Source organism: Veillonella sp. KGMB01456, from assembly GCF_023051165.1.
Lineage (GTDB): Bacteria > Bacillota > Negativicutes > Veillonellales > Veillonellaceae > Veillonella_A.
The window spans coordinates 1-18,580 of the sequence record NZ_JALKIG010000044.1 but is presented as its reverse complement, the minus strand read 5'-3'; the positions used below and the strand labels follow the sequence as shown (position 1 = coordinate 18,580).

At 44.9% G+C, this 18,580-nt stretch carries 16 protein-coding genes and 1 pseudogene; 9 read left to right on the top strand and 8 right to left on the bottom strand.

Going from position 1 to position 18,580, the window contains the following annotated elements; all coding sequences use genetic code 11:
• Positions 1 to 153: 153 nt before the first annotated feature.
• Positions 154 to 1,395, top strand: coding sequence for a PTS transporter subunit EIIC (locus tag MXE28_RS09985; protein ID WP_127058001.1), 1,242 nt, complete (start codon positions 154 to 156; stop codon positions 1,393 to 1,395).
• A gap of 264 nt (positions 1,396 to 1,659) precedes the next feature.
• Here MXE28_RS09985 and MXE28_RS09980 read toward each other — a convergent pair whose 3' ends face one another.
• Entirely contained in the window at positions 1,660 to 3,027 is a 1,368-nt protein-coding gene (locus tag MXE28_RS09980) for an NCS2 family permease (RefSeq protein ID WP_247240125.1), read from the bottom strand.
• Between the two features lie 269 nt (positions 3,028 to 3,296).
• Between MXE28_RS09980 and MXE28_RS09975 the strand changes: the two are divergent.
• The 5 genes and pseudogenes from MXE28_RS09975 to MXE28_RS09955 form a co-directional block, all read left to right on the top strand.
• Positions 3,297 to 3,704: pseudogene (locus tag MXE28_RS09975) on the top strand (Rrf2 family transcriptional regulator); the annotation flags it as partial.
• 428 nt (positions 3,705 to 4,132) lie between these two features.
• Positions 4,133 to 4,588 carry a MarR family transcriptional regulator gene (locus MXE28_RS09970; protein WP_021840366.1) on the top strand — a complete coding sequence of 152 codons (456 nt, stop codon included), beginning with the start codon at positions 4,133 to 4,135 and terminating at the stop codon, positions 4,586 to 4,588.
• A 147-nt stretch (positions 4,589 to 4,735) separates the two neighbouring features.
• On the top strand, positions 4,736 to 5,938 hold the full coding sequence (locus MXE28_RS09965) for an MFS transporter (RefSeq protein ID WP_021840367.1): 1,203 nt from the start codon (positions 4,736 to 4,738) through the stop codon (positions 5,936 to 5,938).
• 137 nt (positions 5,939 to 6,075) lie between these two features.
• Positions 6,076 to 7,050: a peptide-methionine (S)-S-oxide reductase MsrA gene (msrA, locus tag MXE28_RS09960; protein ID WP_226974337.1), complete on the top strand. Its 975-nt coding sequence runs from the start codon at positions 6,076 to 6,078 to the stop codon at positions 7,048 to 7,050.
• 327 nt (positions 7,051 to 7,377) lie between these two features.
• On the top strand, positions 7,378 to 8,202 hold the full coding sequence (locus tag MXE28_RS09955; protein ID WP_247240124.1) for a class III extradiol ring-cleavage dioxygenase: 825 nt from the start codon (positions 7,378 to 7,380) through the stop codon (positions 8,200 to 8,202).
• Here the strand turns inward: MXE28_RS09955 and MXE28_RS09950 are convergent, their stop codons facing one another.
• From MXE28_RS09950 to MXE28_RS11660, 7 genes are all read right to left on the bottom strand, one after another.
• A complete protein-coding gene (locus tag MXE28_RS09950; RefSeq protein WP_226974338.1) occupies positions 8,203 to 8,766 on the bottom strand; it encodes a biotin transporter BioY in 564 nt (187 codons plus the stop codon).
• 158 nt (positions 8,767 to 8,924) lie between these two features.
• On the bottom strand, positions 8,925 to 9,851 hold the full coding sequence (gene argF / locus MXE28_RS09945; RefSeq protein ID WP_226974339.1) for an ornithine carbamoyltransferase: 927 nt from the start codon (positions 9,849 to 9,851) through the stop codon (positions 8,925 to 8,927).
• 100 nt (positions 9,852 to 9,951) lie between these two features.
• Positions 9,952 to 11,148: an acetylornithine transaminase gene (locus tag MXE28_RS09940; protein ID WP_226974340.1), complete on the bottom strand. Its 1,197-nt coding sequence runs from the start codon at positions 11,146 to 11,148 to the stop codon at positions 9,952 to 9,954.
• A 106-nt stretch (positions 11,149 to 11,254) separates the two neighbouring features.
• Positions 11,255 to 12,181 (bottom strand): acetylglutamate kinase, encoded by a 927-nt coding sequence (argB, locus tag MXE28_RS09935; RefSeq protein WP_348644765.1) that lies wholly within the window; start codon positions 12,179 to 12,181, stop codon positions 11,255 to 11,257.
• Between the two features lie 49 nt (positions 12,182 to 12,230).
• The gene (gene argJ, locus MXE28_RS09930) at positions 12,231 to 13,451 is read right to left on the bottom strand and encodes a bifunctional glutamate N-acetyltransferase/amino-acid acetyltransferase ArgJ (protein WP_247240123.1); all 1,221 of its coding nucleotides are present in this window, start codon (positions 13,449 to 13,451) and stop codon (positions 12,231 to 12,233) included.
• A gap of 16 nt (positions 13,452 to 13,467) precedes the next feature.
• Positions 13,468 to 14,505, bottom strand: coding sequence for an N-acetyl-gamma-glutamyl-phosphate reductase (argC, locus tag MXE28_RS09925; protein WP_021840375.1), 1,038 nt, complete (start codon positions 14,503 to 14,505; stop codon positions 13,468 to 13,470).
• Between the two features lie 405 nt (positions 14,506 to 14,910).
• The gene (locus MXE28_RS11660) at positions 14,911 to 15,888 is read right to left on the bottom strand and encodes an AEC family transporter (protein WP_156703957.1); all 978 of its coding nucleotides are present in this window, start codon (positions 15,886 to 15,888) and stop codon (positions 14,911 to 14,913) included.
• 330 nt (positions 15,889 to 16,218) lie between these two features.
• Between MXE28_RS11660 and modA the strand changes: the two genes are divergently transcribed.
• The 3 genes from modA (at position 16,219) to MXE28_RS09905 (ending at position 18,424) form a co-directional block, all read left to right on the top strand.
• Entirely contained in the window at positions 16,219 to 17,022 is an 804-nt protein-coding gene (modA, locus tag MXE28_RS09915) for a molybdate ABC transporter substrate-binding protein (RefSeq protein ID WP_156703955.1), read from the top strand.
• Positions 17,023 to 17,124: 102 nt separating this feature from the next.
• Entirely contained in the window at positions 17,125 to 17,793 is a 669-nt protein-coding gene (gene modB, locus MXE28_RS09910; RefSeq protein ID WP_021840378.1) for a molybdate ABC transporter permease subunit, read from the top strand.
• 7 nt (positions 17,794 to 17,800) lie between these two features.
• Entirely contained in the window at positions 17,801 to 18,424 is a 624-nt protein-coding gene (locus MXE28_RS09905) for an ATP-binding cassette domain-containing protein (RefSeq protein WP_156703953.1), read from the top strand.
• Positions 18,425 to 18,580 lie beyond the last annotated feature (156 nt).

The following is an 18,580-nucleotide window of genomic DNA, read 5'->3' as shown; positions in this document are numbered from 1 at the left end:
TCAAGTAACACAAGATTTTATTATTTCTTGTGTCTACCTAAAAGGGAGCATATCAATTGTCGAGAGGGCTCTCTTTTGTTATACTTATATTGGTTTAAATTGATATACATAATCAATAAATATATTTAAAGATTCAATCTAAAGGAGTATTTCATGTCTGCCACGACTTCACTATATATGCGACTTAAAAGCTTTGCCGACGGGGCGATAGATCTACTATCAGCCCTGTTTTTACCGATTATTGCCTTACTGGTATCGACTGGTATTTTAAAAGGTATCTTCATTCTTCTCACTGTAAATCACTTGGTACCGGAAGGTTCGAGTACGTATGTAATCTTGAACGCTATGAGCGATGCGTTCTTCTACTTTATACCGGTTTTTCTTGCTTACACGGCGGCGAAGCGGTTTAATACAGATCCCTTTACGGCCATGTTACTGGCGTGTGTGTTGGTGTATCCGGATGTGACACAGCTCATGAAAGCACCCGGAGCGGGCGGTATGGAGTCGGTAGAAGCATTGGTGCAAAGCTTGGCGGCGACTATGGGACAATCCGGCGATGGTAGTGCCGTGGCAACGATGTTCGGTCATGTAGGTGGTGCCGGTGGTTGGCAAGGTCCTGATTTATTTGGCTGGCCCATGGGGCAGGTTATGTATCCCTCGTCGGTGATTCCAATTTTATTGGCCGTATATTGTTTGCAATATGTAGAAAAGTTGGGTAAAAAGATTTTCCCTGAAGCGGTGCGCGGGTTATTTACGCCACCCCTTTGTATTATCGTGATGACACCGTTTACCTTAGTTATTTTAGGACCTATCGGTACCTGGCTTGGTGCTTTATTGGGCGGCGGTTATGAATTAGTTTACGGCCTCAGTCCGTTGATAGCCGGCCTTATTGTGGGCACGGTGCAACCGTTTATCGGCATGTTGGGGCTCCAATGGGGCTTTTTCCCGATTGCTATTAACAATGTGGCCGTATACGGTTTTGATACCTTAATGCCTTTATTCGGTACGGCCATGTTCGCTCAGGCGGGCGCTGCCCTGGCGGTAGCGGTGCGCAGTAAAAATAAGGTATTTAAGACGGAAGCCTTTTCCGCGGGGCTTATTGCTTTGCTCGGGGTTACGGAACCGGCTGTATTCGGGGTTACTTTGCGTTTGAAACGACCTATGGTTTGTGCCTGTGTGGCCGGTGGTTTAGGCGGTGCCTTGGCAGGCTTTTTCAAAGTAAGTGCCCCTTCCTTTGCCATTCCGGCGGTTACTACGTTACCGGTATTCATGGGACCATCTTTTATGTGGTATTTGACAGCTTTAGGGATTGCCTTTGGGCTGAGTTTTGTGCTGACTTTGATAGTTGGATTTAAAGATATTAAGTATTCAGAGGTAACGATGATAGAGGAATAAATGAAAGTTAATTTTAATATTCAATTAGTGTAGTAAGTATCTGGTTTTATCATTACTTTTACCCACACTTTTTGTCCACCCTGAAGTAAGCATTTGAATTTAACGATATTTGCTCTAATAAAAAAGACTTATCTCGAAGCTGTAAGCAACTTAGTGATTAAGCATTATTGCAAACAGCGGAGATAAGTCTTTTTTCTTTATTTAAGTTTTTGGGCTCAGGGCTTAAAGCGAAATCTTTTCAGATTTTTCACAATAATCCTCGTATTAATACCAAATGTAACGAATCAATACGATGATGGCCAACGGATACATAATCCAGTGAACTTCTTTGGTACGGCCGGCAACGATTTTAAGAAGTGGGTACATGATAAGACCGGCGGATACGCCGTTAGCGATGCTGTAAGTGAACGGCATCAAAGCGATTACCATGAAAGCCGGGAAGGCTTCGGTCCAATCGGAGAAATCGATGTCGCGAATCGGTTCCATCATCAAGGCACCCACTAAGATTAAGATTGGAGCTGTTGCACAGTTTGGCACGAGGGTGATTAACGGTGCAAAGAGTAATGCCAAGAGGAACAAGATACCGCAAGTAACGGCGGTTAAACCGGTACGACCACCGGCGCCGACACCGGCCGCACTTTCTACGAAAGCGGTAATGGTGCTGGCCCCTAAAAGGGCACCGAAGCTTACGCCGACGGCATCGACGGTCATGGCTTTGCCAAGTCCCGGGAATTTACCTTCTTTAGGATTAGCGATGCCTGCTTTAGTGGCTGTTCCGATTAAGGTACCCATGGAGTCGAATAATTCAACGAAGGTGAAAGAAAAGATAATGGTTACGAGACCCATGCTCATGGCGCTGCCGATATCTAATTGGAAGAAAGCGGCTTTGCTGAAATCAGGCACTGCGATAATGGAGAAGTTTTCAGGTAATTGGGCATTACCGGTTGCATACGCCAAGATGCTGGTAACAACGGCGCCGATAATGAAGGAGCCTTGTACGTTGCGGGCCATCAAGAGGGCTGTAAAAACGAGACCGAAGAGGGCCAAAGCTACTTGCGGATCCATGAGGTTACCTAAGGTAAGGATGGTTTCCGAAGAACCCGGTGTGGAATGGCCTTTGGTGGCAATCACTTGGGCCAAGCTGTCCGGGGACAAGGATAAGGTAATGGCCATGAGACCGGATAATTTCAAACCGATAATGGTGATGAAAAGACCGATACCGACGGTAATGGCAATTTTCATAGACGCCGGAATGCCTTCAACAATGTGTTGACGCACCGTAGTGAGGGTCAAAATGAGGAAAACAATACCGGAAATAAATACGGCCCCCAATGCGGTTTGCCAAGCGACGCCCATACCGAGTACGACGGTAAAGGTATAAAAGGCGAGCAGGCCTACGCCCGGTGCCAAGCAAATCGGATAGTTAACGAGGAGCCCCATGGCAATCGTTACGATACCGCCGCCTAATGCAGTGGCGATGAGGACCGCGTCTTTATCCATGCCGGCGATGCTGAGTAGATTCGGCGCCAAGAAAAGAATATACGCCATGGTGATAAAGGTGGTTAAACCGGCGATAATTTCACCTTTCACCGTTGTATTACGCTCGCTGAGCGCAAACAGTTTTTCTAACATATGTGACCTCCTATATGTTTTAGAATTATAAATTCACCCCTATTGTATCATGGTAAATCAGAAAAGTAGAGAGGTAAATAGAGAAAATTCACAAAGTAAATAGACGTAATTAGCAAGATAAATAGCGATAATTAGCAAGGTAATTCAAAAAAGTAGGAAGTAAATCAAAGAAATGTGGCGAGGAATTTTAATTCCCCCTCTTTGATAGGGGATAAATCTTGTGATATAATGAATTTAGTAATTCCTACTGTGAAAGAGGTATATGAACTATGAAAATTTCAACTAAGGGTCGTTATGCTTTACGCGTATTAGTTGACCTTGCAGAACATGGTACTAAGAAGAACGTGTCTATCCGCGAAATTGCGGAACGTCAGCGTATTTCCGATAAATATTTAGAAGGCATTGTAGCACGCTTGAGCGCGGCCGGTTATGTAAAGAGTGTACGTGGTAAATACGGCGGTTATCGCTTGTCGATGGAGCCGAAAGATTACACGGTTTATGATATTTTGCGCGCTGCGGAAGATTCTATTGCTCTCGTAGCTTGCTTGGAAGATGAAGTAAACCAATGTCCACGCAGCAAGACTTGTATGACCTTGCCTTTATGGGAACATATGCAGGCTCAATTCAAAGAATATATGGAAAAGTTAACGTTGCAGGATGTGTTGGACAAAAAGTTTGATGTATCTGATGATTCAGAAGATGATGAAGAGGCTCACTCGGCCGAAGGCAAAACTGCCGATGAGACAGCCACTGACGACACTTCCGCTGACGTAACCGGTAAGAGTACACCGGCCTAATTGAAGACAATGGTAACGGACGGTACTGTAGTAAAAAGTAAATAGCGATACGGTATATCAAAAGAACGTTTGAAGTTATAAAACACCTTTGAGTGGTACAATCTGCATTTACTTTTTATGGTAAAAGTGCGGGCTGATGCTAAAAGGTGTTTTTCTTTTTGACACAGCCGGATGTATGGGGGCGAAGCACTAGACGTTTGGAAGATGAGCAGGTTACTCTCTTCAGCCGAGGCACTCACCTTGACAGGGGTTGTCGCATTGTATAGAATTATATTGTGAACTAATTAATTGAGATAAGGAGAAAAACCTTGATAGATACAAATATAGAGGAACTGGCTCTAAAGAATCAGTTGTGTTTTCCCTTGTACGCCTGTGCGAAGGAGATTGTAAGAGCTTATCAGCCGTTATTGGAACCTTTAAATTTAACATATACGCAATATATTGTGATGATGGTTTTGTGGGAACACAGCCATTTGAATGTAAAGTCCCTGGGCGAGTATTTATATCTCGATTCGGGAACGCTTACGCCATTACTGCGTAAAATGGAAACTAAAGGCTTTTTAACACGGACGCGCTCCAAAGAAGATGAACGAACCGTCATTATTTCCATTACGGATGAAGGCCGCGAATTGCAACAGCGGGTAGCCCATGTGCCGAAGGCGATGGCGCAGGTGGTAAATCTGACGGATGAAGAATTCACTACCATGTATAAACTGTTGTACAAATTGATTGCGCAGCTAACCGGACGGGAACAAAAAGTATAATTGTAGCTATTTAGTGTGAGCTCCTTGAGTATGATCAAGGAGCTTTGCTTTGTTTGAATTAAAATTATAAGTATATGACAACAAATGTTGCCTTAAAATTGTGAAATGAATGGCCGAAGGGCAAGTTTTGAAGAAAGAAGGAATCATATGGCAGATGCGAGAGGCGGAATGCGCAACGTATGGCTGTTAACCGGCTGTATGACGGGTTTATCCATATGTTACACGATGTTGATACCGTTTTTGCCGGTATATTTATTAGAATTAGGTGTAGGTCACGATAGCGTCGCTATTTGGTCCGGCGTTGTCTTTTCCATTACGTTTTTTGTAGCCGGCGTCATGGCTCCGATTTGGGGGCGTATGGCGGATACGAAGGGCAAAAAACTCATGGCCATTCGTGCCGGTATTTTGATCGGTATTTCTTATATTTTAACGGGTTTCGTACAAGATGCGTGGCAATTGTTTGCGACACGTGCTTTGATGGGCTTTGCCAACGGCTTTATGCCGGCGGCGATGACCATGGTATCCCTCAGTGTGCCGAAAGAAAAAACCGGTACGGCGCTGGGGATTTTTCAGACCGGTTTAATTGTAGGTAACGTTATCGGGCCGCTTCTCGGCGGTTTGATTGAAGCGGTTGTGGGCATGAGGCCGGTATTTTTCATTGCCGGTGGCGTTTTATTCGTGGCCAGTGCGGTGGTATTCTTCTTTGTAAAAGAACCGCATATGGGCGATGCGCAGCCGGTTGAAACGACTTCGTTCCGAGAAGATTGGAATTTTGTTAAAGGTCGCAAAGTATTGACGGATTTACTATGGTTGTATTTCATTATGCAGGCCGCTATCTTAATGCTGCAGCCTATTTTGGCGCTCTATGTAGGGCAGTTGCAAGGCACGATGGAAGGGGCCGCTCTCTTGGCCGGTACAATCTTGAGTGTCGGCGGTTTGGCCGGTGCGGTAACAACCAATATTTGGGCCGCTTTCGGGCAGCGCAAGGGCTATTTTAAAGCCGTATTTTATGCCCTTTGCGGTACCGGTATATTCTTGTTTTTACAAAGTATGCCGTTTGGCATTACCTGGTTCGGCAGCTTGCAGATTTTGGTAGGCTGTTTCATCGTAGGGGTCAACCCGTTGTTGAGTGCGGCCTTAGCTCATTATACAGAACCGGCATTTCGCGGTCGCGTATTCGGTATGGCCACGACGGCCAACCAGTTCGGTTGCATGGTGGGGCCGCTCTTTGCGAGTGGTGTAACCACCTTCTTTGGGATTCAGTATGTATTCTTGGTAACCGGCGTGCTCTTGATGTTCGTAGCATATCAAGTGTATCAACGCCGTGTTAAAGCGGCTGATGCCTTCTAATATATATTTAGACTTTTAATATTTTCGATTTAATGGTATAGTGTTATCAATATGGTGTAATATGATGTTAAATCAGAGCATTATATGAGATGAAATGAGAGATAAAAGAGAGTTAAAAGAGAAAGTGAGGTCAATTTATGGCTATTCAAAGTGTTTATGCAGATAAACGAACAATCTATGTGGCAGGTGGCTGCTTCTGGGGTGTAGAAGCGTATTTTAAACGTGTAGCCGGCATTTTGGGGACTGCAGTAGGTTATGCGAACGGTAAAACGGAAAACCCGACGTATGAAGAGGTATGTCATAATGATACGGGCCATGCGGAAACGGTGCGCCTCGAGTATGATCGCCACATTATTTCCTTGGAAGAAATTCTACTGCATTTGCTCAGAATTATCGATCCTTATTCTGTGAATAAGCAAGGCGGCGATGTAGGCACTCAGTACCGAACCGGCGTTTATTATACCGATGAAGCGGATAAAGCCCGTGTTGAACGCCTTTTTAAGGCCGTTGATCCGTACGGTAAATTTGCCGTAGAAGTATTGCCGTTGGAACAATTCTTTGATGCGGAACTCTATCATCAGGACTATTTAGATAAAAATCCGAACGGCTATTGCCATGTGGCTTTATATAAAGCGAACGAACCATTGGTGGATTTACCGGCTTATGTGAAAGAAGATAAGGACGCCTTAAGAGCTCGTATCGGTGATGATGCGTACGCCATTACCCAGGAAAGTGCAACGGAACACCCGTTTACCGGTGAATATGACGACTTTTTTGAAAAAGGCATTTATGTGGATATTGTAACGGGGGAACCGCTTTTTATATCCGCGGCTAAATTTAACTCCGGTTGCGGTTGGCCGGCATTCTCGCGACCTATTACGGCAAATTCGGTTGTATATAAAGAGGATCTTTCGATTCCGGGCCGTCCTCGTGTAGAGGTGCGCAGTGCCCATGGCGATTCCCATTTAGGCCATGTTTTCACAGATGGCAAAGAAGATTTGGGTGGTCTTCGTTATTGTATCAACAGTAAGTCCTTGCGTTTTATTAAGGCTGAAGATATGGTCAAAGAAGGCTATGGCGCTTGGTTGCCGTTATTGGATGAAGAAGTATAAAATGTAATACGAAATAAGGTTTTGGGTCGTAATCCGCGACCTAAAGTTAAAGCCGGTACAGTCAGTATAGTTTGCTGTGCCGGCTTTTTATATGTTTGGTAAAAGTGAAAATTTTCAAAAAAACACTTGTAATATTTTATATTACATCTTATAATAGAGTCGTACGATGAAAGTGAATGTAATTCCCATTCAGCTGGAAATTTCTGATGGCATAGATGTTTGGGAATAGTACTTCAGATATGATTAGTTTTCCGTTAGCCCCTTAGGAACGCATTGACGGAACGTATCCGATTGCGAATTAGGGTCTGTAAGAAAGGGAGTTTTACTATGAGTGAAACAATTAATATGTCTAAAATGCCGGTGCTGTTCATTGGCCACGGTTCACCTATGAATTTAATTGAAGATAATCCTTGGACAAAGGAATGGGAAGCATTGGCTACGCTTATACCGCGTCCAAAAGCTATTTTAATGATTTCGGCACATTGGTATACGGCCGGCAGTTTTGTACAAGTGGATGAAAAACCGGCTATGATCTATGACATGTATGGTTTCCCTGATCCGATTTATCAATTGCAGTATCCTGCAGAAACCTCCAAAGCTTTGATTGAGCGTATAGAGGAACGTTTGGGTGCGCAGGTGGCCGCCAAAGAAGACCGCGGTTACGACCATGGGGCCTATGCACCGCTTTTGAAAATGTATCCTGATGCAAAGATTCCGGTAGTGCAGTTATCGGTTAACTATAAAGCGGATGCTCGTGAATGGTTTGCTATGGGGCAGGCGTTATCCGTTTTGCGCGATGAAGGTATCTTGATTTTAGGCAGTGGTGACATTGTTCATAATTTGCGTTTAATCAATCCGAATATGGGCAATAAAGGCTTCCCCGAAGCGGAAGCGTTCGAGGAAGCCTTACTTGCTAAGATAAATCCTGAAAAGGAAAATGATTTAGTTGGCGCTTTAAAATGGGAAGCCCTTGAAGGGGATCGCGTAGCCGCTGAATCACCGGATCACTTGGCACCGTTCTACTACTGCCTTGGTGCCGTAGTAGGTGAAGGCGATGTAAAAGAGCTTACTTTGCCACCGGTTGATATTCATACCCATGATTATGTATGGGGCAGCTTAAGCATGACCAGCTTGGCTTGGGGGCTGAAGTAATTAATGCGCCGCAGCACGCTGATTTAAGGATTGCAATGCATTGACGATAGGCACTTCCGCTGCGGATAAGATGACAATCATAATGAAGTCGGCCGGAATGTCGAAGGCAAAGGCTACCCAGAAGATATCGCTCAATGGCACACTCTGGTTCAAATACCAGGCCAGAATGGCGATTTTGTAGGATAAGCCAAAGATATAGGTGATGACAATGCCGATAGCATTCAGTGTAAAGTAGCCCTTGAGCGTGTGAATTTTATAACGGTGTTTCAATTCAGCCAACACACCGGCTGTAATGATGAAGCCAATGAGGTAGCCGAAGCTTGGGCGTACAACGTAACCGAGACCACCGCCGCCGGCGAAGATAGGAATGCCGATAAGGCCCATGAGTACATAGGTGGCAACGGAGCCCCAAGCGTAGCGGGGCGGCAAAATGACCGCGGCTAAGAGCACGAAGGTAAACTGCAACGTATAATAATCAAAATAAGGCAATGGAATTTGGATACGTGCACCCACTGTTAAGAGCGCAATCATTAAAGCGGCGCGAAATAATAAACGTGTTTTCATTTGAAAAACCTCCTCTACTATACCTGTTCTAAGTATACTAGGGGAGGTTTGTTTTATCAACCCACACTTTTAGTGGGGTTTACAATGTAAAGCGTCAATACATAATAGTTGACGAAAAGTATTTACCAAATTTAATCTATTGCTGAGTCTAAACCGTTTTACATGATGGTGGCCATGATGGCTTTTTGCATGTGCAAACGATTTTCCGCTTCGTCAAAAATAACATTAGCCTGCGCTTCAAATACTTCGTCGGTAATCTCTTCTTCCCGGTGAGCCGGCAAGCAGTGCATTACAATCGGATCGGTGTTAGCCACGCTGAGCAATTGACTGTTAACTTGGAAGCCTTTGAAAATCTGTAGCCGTTCTTCGTATTCCGATTCCTGGCCCATGCTGGCAAAGACGTCGGTGTAGAAAATATCGGCGTTTTTAGCCGCTGCCATTGGATCGTTTAAGATTTCAACAGAGCCGCCCGACTGTTTGGCATCCGCTTCGGCTTTGGCAATAATGTCCGGATTCGGTTCATACCCTTTAGGTCCGGCAAAGGCAAAGTTAAGGCCTAATTTGGCACAGGCGAACATGAGGGAGTGGGCCATATTGTTGCCGTCACCGATAAAAGTGAGTTTTTTACCTTTTAAATCTTTCCCTTTGTATTCGATGGCCGTCATCATATCCGCCATGGCTTGGCATGGATGGAGTAAGTCGGTAAGGGCATTGATGACCGGCACACTGGCATATTCGGCCAGTTCGAGTACCGTATCATGAGCAAAGGTACGAATCATGATGCCATCCACATAGCGAGAGAGAACGCGGGCTGTATCTTTGATGGGCTCGCCACGGCCGATTTGTAAATCGCGACCGGATAAGAAAAGTCCCTGACCGCCCAGTTGGTAAATGCCGGTTTCAAAGGAAACACGGGTACGGGTAGAGGCTTTTTCAAAAATCATGCCCAAGGTTTTGCCTTGTAAATAGGGATGAGGAATGCCTGCTTTTTGTTTTTGTTTTAAATCGGCAGCCAAGTCGAGCAGCTGCCAAACTTCTTCCGTGGAGAGGTCGTGGATGGAAATAAAATCGTCACCTTTTTTCATAATAGGCTCCTTTCATATAGTGCGAACGGCTTATGTGATGCTGTGTTTGGGCTGAAAATCAGGGTCTACACTTAGATAAGCCGCATAGTTTCAGTTTTATTTAATCTATATACTTTGGTAATACTTCGTTCAATATTGCAATTAAGGTATCAACGTTGTCTTTAGTAATAATGAGTGGCGGTACAAAGCGCAAGACATTGCCGGCGGTGCAATTGATGATGAGACCTTTGGCAAGACAATCGTTAACAATATCGCGGCCCGGTTTAGTGAGCTCCATGCCAACTAGGAGACCTTTGCCGCGCACTTCGGTAATGAGCGTCGGAAAAGATTGTTGCAAGGTTTTTAGTTGTGTGATTAAGTAATCGCCGACAGTAGCTGCATTATCCATTAAGTTTCCGGCCTTAATGGCGGTGAGTACAGCATTGGCGGCGGCACAAGCTAAGGGATTACCGCCGAAGGTAGAGCCGTGATCACCGGCATGGAAGGTATTAGCTAATTTTTTGGTACTTAAAAACGCGCCGATAGGCACCCCGCCGGCCAGGCCTTTTGCGAGTGTTACGATGTCCGGCTGGATACCGAAGTGTTCGTAGCCGAAGAATTTACCCGTTCTGCCCATACCGGCTTGAATTTCATCGATAATGAGCAAGGCGTCATGTTGTTCACAAAGGGCTTTTACTTCTTTTAGATAGTTCGCATCGGGAACATGGACGCCCCCTTCGCCTTGAATGGCTTCCAGCATGACTGCACAGGTTTTGTCGTTAATTTTTGCCTTAATAGCGTCGATGTTACCGAAGGGAACGTAGTCAAAACCGCCCGGCAACGGGCCGAAGCCTTGATGATATTTTTCTTGGCCGGTGGCGGTCAAGGTAGCCAAAGTACGACCGTGAAAACTGTGTAAGGCGGTGATGATTTGTACTTTGTCCGGGTCTTTGGCGGTGGCGTATTTACGGGCTAATTTAATAGCTCCTTCGTTAGCTTCCGCCCCGGAGTTGGCAAAGAAAACTTTATCCATACCGCTTAAAGCTTTGAGTTTTGCCGCTGCTTCGGCTTGCACTTCCGTGTAGTATAAATTGGAGCAGTGAATCATTTTAGCGGCTTGCGTAGCGATAGCATCAACTAATGGTGGATAGTTATGACCGACTACGTTAACGGCGATGCCGGCGAGATAATCTAAATAGGCTTTACCGTTAGTATCGTATAAATAAGGGCCGTCGCCGTGGTCGAGGACGATGTCGTACCGGGCAAAGACGGGAAAATAGTCTTGTTTATCGTGGTTTATAATATCCGTTGTATTCATGGGGAACCTCCTTAGTCATGGATTAATTGCGGCACACTCGGGAGCACTGCCAAAGGTGGGGTGCTACCAAAGGTGGGGCGAGCCGAATGTGGGGCGGCCGGTTAATTTAAATGATTTCCGTGCCGATCCCTTTGTTGGTAAATAGTTCGAGCAATAAGGCATGCGGTTCGCGACCGTCGATGATGGTAACACGTTTAGTGCCGCATTCAAGGGCGTGTAACACGGCTTCCACTTTAGGAATCATGCCGCCTTGGATGGTGCCGTCTTCAATCATGGCAACAGCGTCAGATTTAAAGATGCTGGATAAGAAGCTCTTCGGGTCATCCAGGGAGGTATAAATCCCTTTCGTATTGGTGAGCATGAGTAGTTTTTTCGCTTGTAAGGCACCGGCTACTTCAGCCGCCACATAATCGGCGTTAATGTTATAGGTCGTCTCGCCTTTACCGGCCCCAATCGGGGAGATAACCGGTACATAGCCTTTATCTAAGAGGTCGTTAATAATCTCGGTGTTTACTTTCGTTACTTCCCCGACAAAACCGATATCTACGTGATTGATTTGGCCACCCGCTTCGTGAACTTCGGCTAATTTTTTATGGGCCATCAGCAAGTTAGCATCTTTCCCGGAAAGGCCGATAGCGGGGATGCCCAAAGTGTTGAGACGGCTTACGATTTCGGCGTTGATTTTACCGCCCAATACCATTTCGGCAATGGTTACCGTTTCTGCGTCGGTGACGCGCAGACCGTTTACAAATTGGCTGGTTTTGCCCACTTTTTCTAAAAATTCGGTTATATCCGGGCCGCCGCCGTGGACGATGACCGGTTTAATACCGATGCACTTCATAAGGGCGATGTCTTGCATCACTTTGTTCTTTAATTCTTCGCTAATCATGGCATTGCCACCGTATTTGATGACCATGGTTTTGCCGGCGAATTTTTGGATGTATGGCAGTGCTTCAATGAGTATGGATGCTTTACCGGCGGCACTGATGGTGGTGTGCGCAGCTACTTCGTCAGGCGTGTTGACGGTGGCCATATTGAAGGCGTTTAATTCGTTAATCATAGGAGGCTCCTTTCTATCCGTATCAGGTATGATATTCGCCGTTGATTTTCACGTAGTCGTAGGTGAGGTCGCAGGTCCAAACAGTGGCGTTCGCATCACCTTCGTTGAGTTCAACGGTGACCGTAATATCGTGTTCGTTCATGATTTGTTTAAGCGTTGCTTCGTTATACACAGCGCCCATGCCGTTTTTAAAAATAGTAACACCGCCGATTTTTAAAACTGTAGTGGCCGGATTCATTGGTACGCCTGCATAGCCGGCGGCACAGATGAGTCGACCCCAGTTAGGATCTTCACCGAAGAAGGCGGTTTTTACGAGTGGCGAATTGGCAATGGACATGCCTACTGTTTTGGCACTTTCAAAATCGGTAGCTCCTTTAATATCAATGGTGATAAATTTGCTGGCTCCCTCGCCGTCAGCGGCGATTTGCTTAGCTAAGGATACGGTAATAGCCATGAGGGCTTCTTGGAAAAGTTCGAAATCTTCGTTTTCTTCGGTAATCGGCTTGTTGCCCGCAGCCCCATTGGCGAGGACTATGGCCATATCATTGGTGCTCATGTCGCCGTCGACGGAAATCATATTGAAGGACTTATCGACACAGGCGTGTAAGGCTTTTTGCAAAAGCGTCGGCGTAATGGCGATATCGGTGGTGATGTAGCAAAGCATGGTTGCCATGTTAGGGCGAATCATGCCGGAGCCTTTAGCGATGGCCCCCATGTGAATGGTTTGGCCGTCGACGGTGAAATGGGTTGAGGCCGTTTTGGAGTACGTGTCGGTTGTTAAAATGGCTTTGCCCGCCAGTTCGCTGCCATCCTCGGATAAGGAATCTACGAGGTTTGGAATGGCTTTTACGATGTCGTGGATAGGTAATTGTTGACCGATGATACCGGTAGAGCCCACGATGATGTCGGTAGGATCACAAGCTAAGGCTTGAGCCGTGTGATACGCCATGGTATGAGCATCTTTTAAGCCTTGCGGACCGGTGCAGGCATTGGCGCAACCGGAGTTGGAAATGATGGCGTGCGCCGTGCCGGTGGCAACTGTTTCTTTGGATACATAGACCGGAGCGGCAGCCACTTTATTCTGTGTGAAGGTGCCGGCTACCGCCGCTTTTTGTTTAGTATAGATGAGGGCTAAATCATGTTTGCCGCTCTTTTTCAGACCTGCTTGAATACCGATGGCTTCAAATCCTTTGGCGTAGGTAACGCCGTGAGATTGTGTATCTAACATTATTGTTTGTTTCATGGTAGAACCTCCTAATTTATGGGTACATGGGAACTAGCTTGAGTCCCGTTGTTTCTTCATAGCCGCAAGCGATGTTAAAGTTCTGAACGGCTTGACCGGCAGCGCCTTTTACAAGATTATCGATGGCGCTGAGGACGATGACGCGTCCGGTTCGTTCGTCAATATGCCAGGCAATGTCAATGAAGTTGGAACCGCGTACATATTTAGTGTTTGGATAGGCATTGAGGCCGAGTAATCGGACGAAGGGCTCCGTGGCGTAGGTTGTTTCAAAAGCTTGGCTTACTGCGTCCGGTGTGACGCCTTCGTTTAAGTTGGCATAAGCTGTAGCTAAGATACCGCGGCTCATTGGCACTAAGTGAGGCGTAAAATTAAGCATAATCGGAGAACCGTTAAGCTTACCGAGGGCTGCTTCAATTTCCGGTGTGTGGCGGTGGGTAGCTACGCCGTAGGCTTTAAAGGCATCGTAGAACTCGGGATAATGGGTATCGAGTTTAGCACTTCGACCCGCGCCGGAGGTACCGGATTTAGCATCAATGATGATGGAATTAGTTTGAATCAGATGATTTTTTACTAAAGGAGCCAACGCCAGAATGGAAGCCGTTGTGTAGCAGCCGGCATTGCCGATGATTTTGGCGGATTTGATGGCTTCTCGGTTTAGTTCGGCTAAGCCATAGACGCTGGGGGCATCAGGATGAGTGTGGGGTACATGGTACCACGCTTCATATACCTTGGTGTCGCTGAAGCGGTAGTCGGCGCCGAGATCGATGATTTTAACCGGTGTTTTCGCAAGGGCTTTGCCGACGGTCATGGCGTGTCCGTGAGGCAGTGCAATGAAAATAAAATCGCTGTCTTTAGCAATGGTTTCCAAATTATCCATACTTTCCAAAGTCAAATCGGTAATGCCTCGCATATGAGGATATACATCGGCCAAGGCTTGGCCGGTATGACTTTCCGAAGTAATATGGGTTAATGTGGCATTCGGATGCTGTAATATTAATTTTACGAGCTCGGCCCCGGCGTAACCGGTAGCACCGAGGATGCTGACTTTGGTCATATGAATCGCTCCTTTGTAGAATAGTTTTGCACTTGATGTAGGTATAATAATACGGTTTATGGTATTTGTTATGTATATTTACTTCTGAAAATTACGCAAAAATTAAAGAAATTTATTAATGGAAGATGAAGTAAATATACAGTTTGTTCGAATAAAAATTCTATGATTGGCATTATAGACCTGAATGCATAAAAATGCAACAATTAATTATAAAAATTCTTGTAAAAATAGATAGAAGATTGACATGTTAAGTATGATGATATGTAATAATTCAGTGATTGCACAGAAAAACACCACCAGTTTACACTGATGGTGTTAAGAATTAATATGCAGTTTGATGTTAATTTATTACAATTCCTAAGATATTTGTCTGAGCGTTATGGCTCAAAGAATGAGGTAATAATTTTAAACCGGGAACATGTAGTACGCAAATAGGATGGCCAGCGGCATGGTGACGGCTGACAAGAGTGTTGTAGACATAACAATCTGCGTGGCCAGTTCCGGGTTATTGTTCATTTCAAAGGCTATGAGTGCTGTATTTACCGCTGATGGTACACTATAGGTAATAATAACCGCTTGTGCTGAAATCGGATTTACCGGTTCGTACAACACGATGTAGAGGAGCATAACAAAGGCCGCTAAGATTGGTCCGCCGATAAGTCGCAAAGATGTAGTAACCAAAACGTCTTTTTTTAAGAAGTTGTAAGGCGTACGACTCATTTGCACACCTAAGGTGATCATGGCCATGCCGACGAAGGCGTTGGCAAAAATATGGAGTGGCGACCATAATACCAAAGTTGTTAAATCGTAAGGGATGAGGCGCGCTAAGAGGGCAGCCGGAGCCGCGTAGAGTACGGGCATGTGGAATACTAATTTAAGTGCATCGTGGCGTGTGAGTAAACCGGTGCCGGCCTGATAAAAGCCTAAGGTATTACAGAAAATTGTTTGAATAATAAAGGTGGCGATTACGCCCACAATGGCTGCATCTAAATAAGGCGTTTGACCGTTTACGATATATGGTTCATTGGAGAATACGAAGGTGGCAATGGCGATACCGATGTTGCCGCCATTGTTAAACATAGTGGCGTTACGCACAATTTGGGTCTTTTTCCGGTCATAGCCAAGAAGTTTGGATACGCCTAAGGCCATGTAACTGTTGGAAAATAGGATGACAAAGGCACAGACGGATATACCGACACTTTCGAGGGTAAGATTAGCTGTATATAATGAGCGAAAAACGTAAGCCGGCAGTAAGATAAAGAAATTTAACTTACTTAATGAGCGTAAATCCAGATTGAATTTTTTATCTAATATAAAACCTACCGCTACTAAGGCTAAAATAGGTACAACACTTGTCCAAAAAATGTGAAAAAATAACCCCACGGTGATGCCCTCCTTTGGTGTAATCTATCTATACTATACCCAATTGAGTATAAAAAAACAACCTTTAAAAGGTCGCGGTTTTACTGGTAAATTGGTGAGTGAGTTTGATTTTTGTTAGCTATATAATAATGTGATTAACTTCTTATGTTAAATACCGCTAAAAAATAGGGAATTAAAACCTTTGATTTTATTTATATTTATGTCATAATAAGACTATAATAGGTTTACAAATAATCACTTATGTGATTATCCGGCGAATATATACTCTGTAATTTGAAGTGTAAACGCAGTATTAAGAGCCACATGATGGAGGCGAAGGAGGTAATGTACATGAAAGGGTACAAAAAGTTATTGTTGATTGCTATGAGTGCGATGGCATTGGTTGTAGCCGGTTGCGGTGGAACTGATACCGATAAAAAAGATGCGCAAGCTACTAAGTCTCAAACAATTACCGTATCGGCAGCGGCCAGTTTACAGGCTGCCGCTAATGAATTGAAAGATAATTTTGTGAAATCCCGTCATTTAGATCCTACTCAGATTACACTTAATTTCGGTGGTTCCGGAACCTTGCGCCAACAGATTGAAAGTGGTGCGCCGGCCAGCATTTTTATTTCTGCCGATGAAAAAAATATGGCACAGTTAAAAGAAAAGAATTTAGTGACGAAGGTAAAACCGTTGGTAGAAAACTCTTTGGTATTAATCGTACCTAAAGATAAGTCAAAAATTTCTATCGAACAATTACCTACCGTTAACCGTATAGCTATCGGCACCGTTGAAACTGTACCGGCCGGTAAATATGCTCAACAGACATTGACCAAATTAAACCTTTGGAATCAGGTAGAAAGCAAAATCGTTTACGGCAAAGACGTTAAAGCGGTTGGCGCTTATGTAGCCGAAGGGTCCGCTGATGCCGGGTTTGTATATAAAACCGATGCTATGGACTTGCAAAATCGCGTAGAGGTGGCAGCGGTTGCTCCCAGTGACAGTCATGATGCGATTCGTTATCCAATCGCCATCGTAACGAAATATGACAATGAATTGGCTCAGCAATTTTATGATTATTTAACCAGCAATGAAGCGCAGCAGATTTTACAAAAATATGGCTTCACCAGCGTAGCTAACAGCGCAAAATAAAATGACGAACGGTCATCGACAGAGTATATAAGGACGCATAGGCGGTTCAGGTGATGAACCGCCTATTGTAGATTATAGGGTTCGTTTGAAAGGTTGTGGCGTATGACTCCATTATGGCTGTCATTGGAAGTAGCTTGCATAGCACTATTTAATATAATGGTAGTAGGCTTGTTGCTTTGTTATATATTAAAACGGTATTCGTTTCCCGGTAAGGCATTGATTGATTCCATCGTTACCTTGCCGCTTGTATTGCCACCGGTAGTGGTTGGCTTTATGTTACTTGTTATATTTACACCGGGCAATAGTTTTGGCGCATGGCTCGATGCTAACGGCTGGCAAGTCGTTTTTGCCAAAGCGGGAGCGGTTCTTGCTTCTTCGATTATCGGGTTCCCTTTGTTTTATCAGACGGTGCGTTCTGCTTTGGGGTCCATTGATCCTGCTGTTGAAGATGTAGCCCGCACCTTAGGGGCCTCGGAACTTCGTATATTTTTTACCATATCTATACCGCTCGCGTGGAAAGGTATTTTGACGGGGAGTATCTTGGCTTTTAGTCGTGCTCTGGGCGAATTTGGTGCGACCATTCTGATTGCCGGCAATATTCCGGGGGTTACCCGAACCATGCCGCTGGCGATTTACTCATTGGTAGAATTCGGCGATTATGAAGGGGCGTTTAGCTTGGTCCTTTATATATGCGCTCTCACGTTGGGTTTATTGTGGACGGTTCACTTTATTACTAAAGGTTCTTTGTTCCAGCACCATGAAGAAAGGTAGGCGTCGTATGATAGAATTTGATATTAAAATACAGCGCCCGACTATTCTGGTGCAAGGTAAAGGCATATTGAGCGAAGGCATTACCGCGCTCACCGGGGCTTCCGGGAACGGGAAGTCTACGTTGCTAAAAAGCTTGGCCGGATTAATTAAACCCAAAGCGGGATTCATTAGTCATGATGGAGCGTATTGGTTTCATAAGGAGAAAAATATTTTTGTAAAACCGCAACGCCGTGAAGTGGGCTATATGCCGCAGGGAAATATCGTGTTTCCCCATATGAATGTGGTTCATAATATTACCTATAGCAAACGGGGCGATAAAGAACTGCTTAATCGTATTTTGGAGCGTCTGCATCTGGAACAATATACGCATACGAAGGCAGGTAATCTATCCGGCGGTGAACAGCAACGGGTAGCTCTGGGGCGGGCTTTATATGCTAAACCGTGTATTTTGCTCTTAGACGAGCCCTTATCAGCCTTAGATTGGACATTGCGTGAACAGGTACAGGATGATATTGTGAAAATCATCAAGGAATGGCGTATCCCTTGTTTGTGGGTTACTCATAATGAAGCGGAAGCAAAAGCAGTCGGCGATAGTCGTTGGCAATTTAAAGACGGCTTATTGCATTCATAACTATATATGATGTTAAGAGCGGCGCCGTATGACGCCGCTCTTTTGTATATTTGATTGTATCGGTCTTCTTTCGTGGGGTACCGGTTGTTTGCCGTAAAAAAGGGGCTGTAACGAAATTGAGTTTTTTAACTCACATTTCAGTTACAGCTCCCTTTT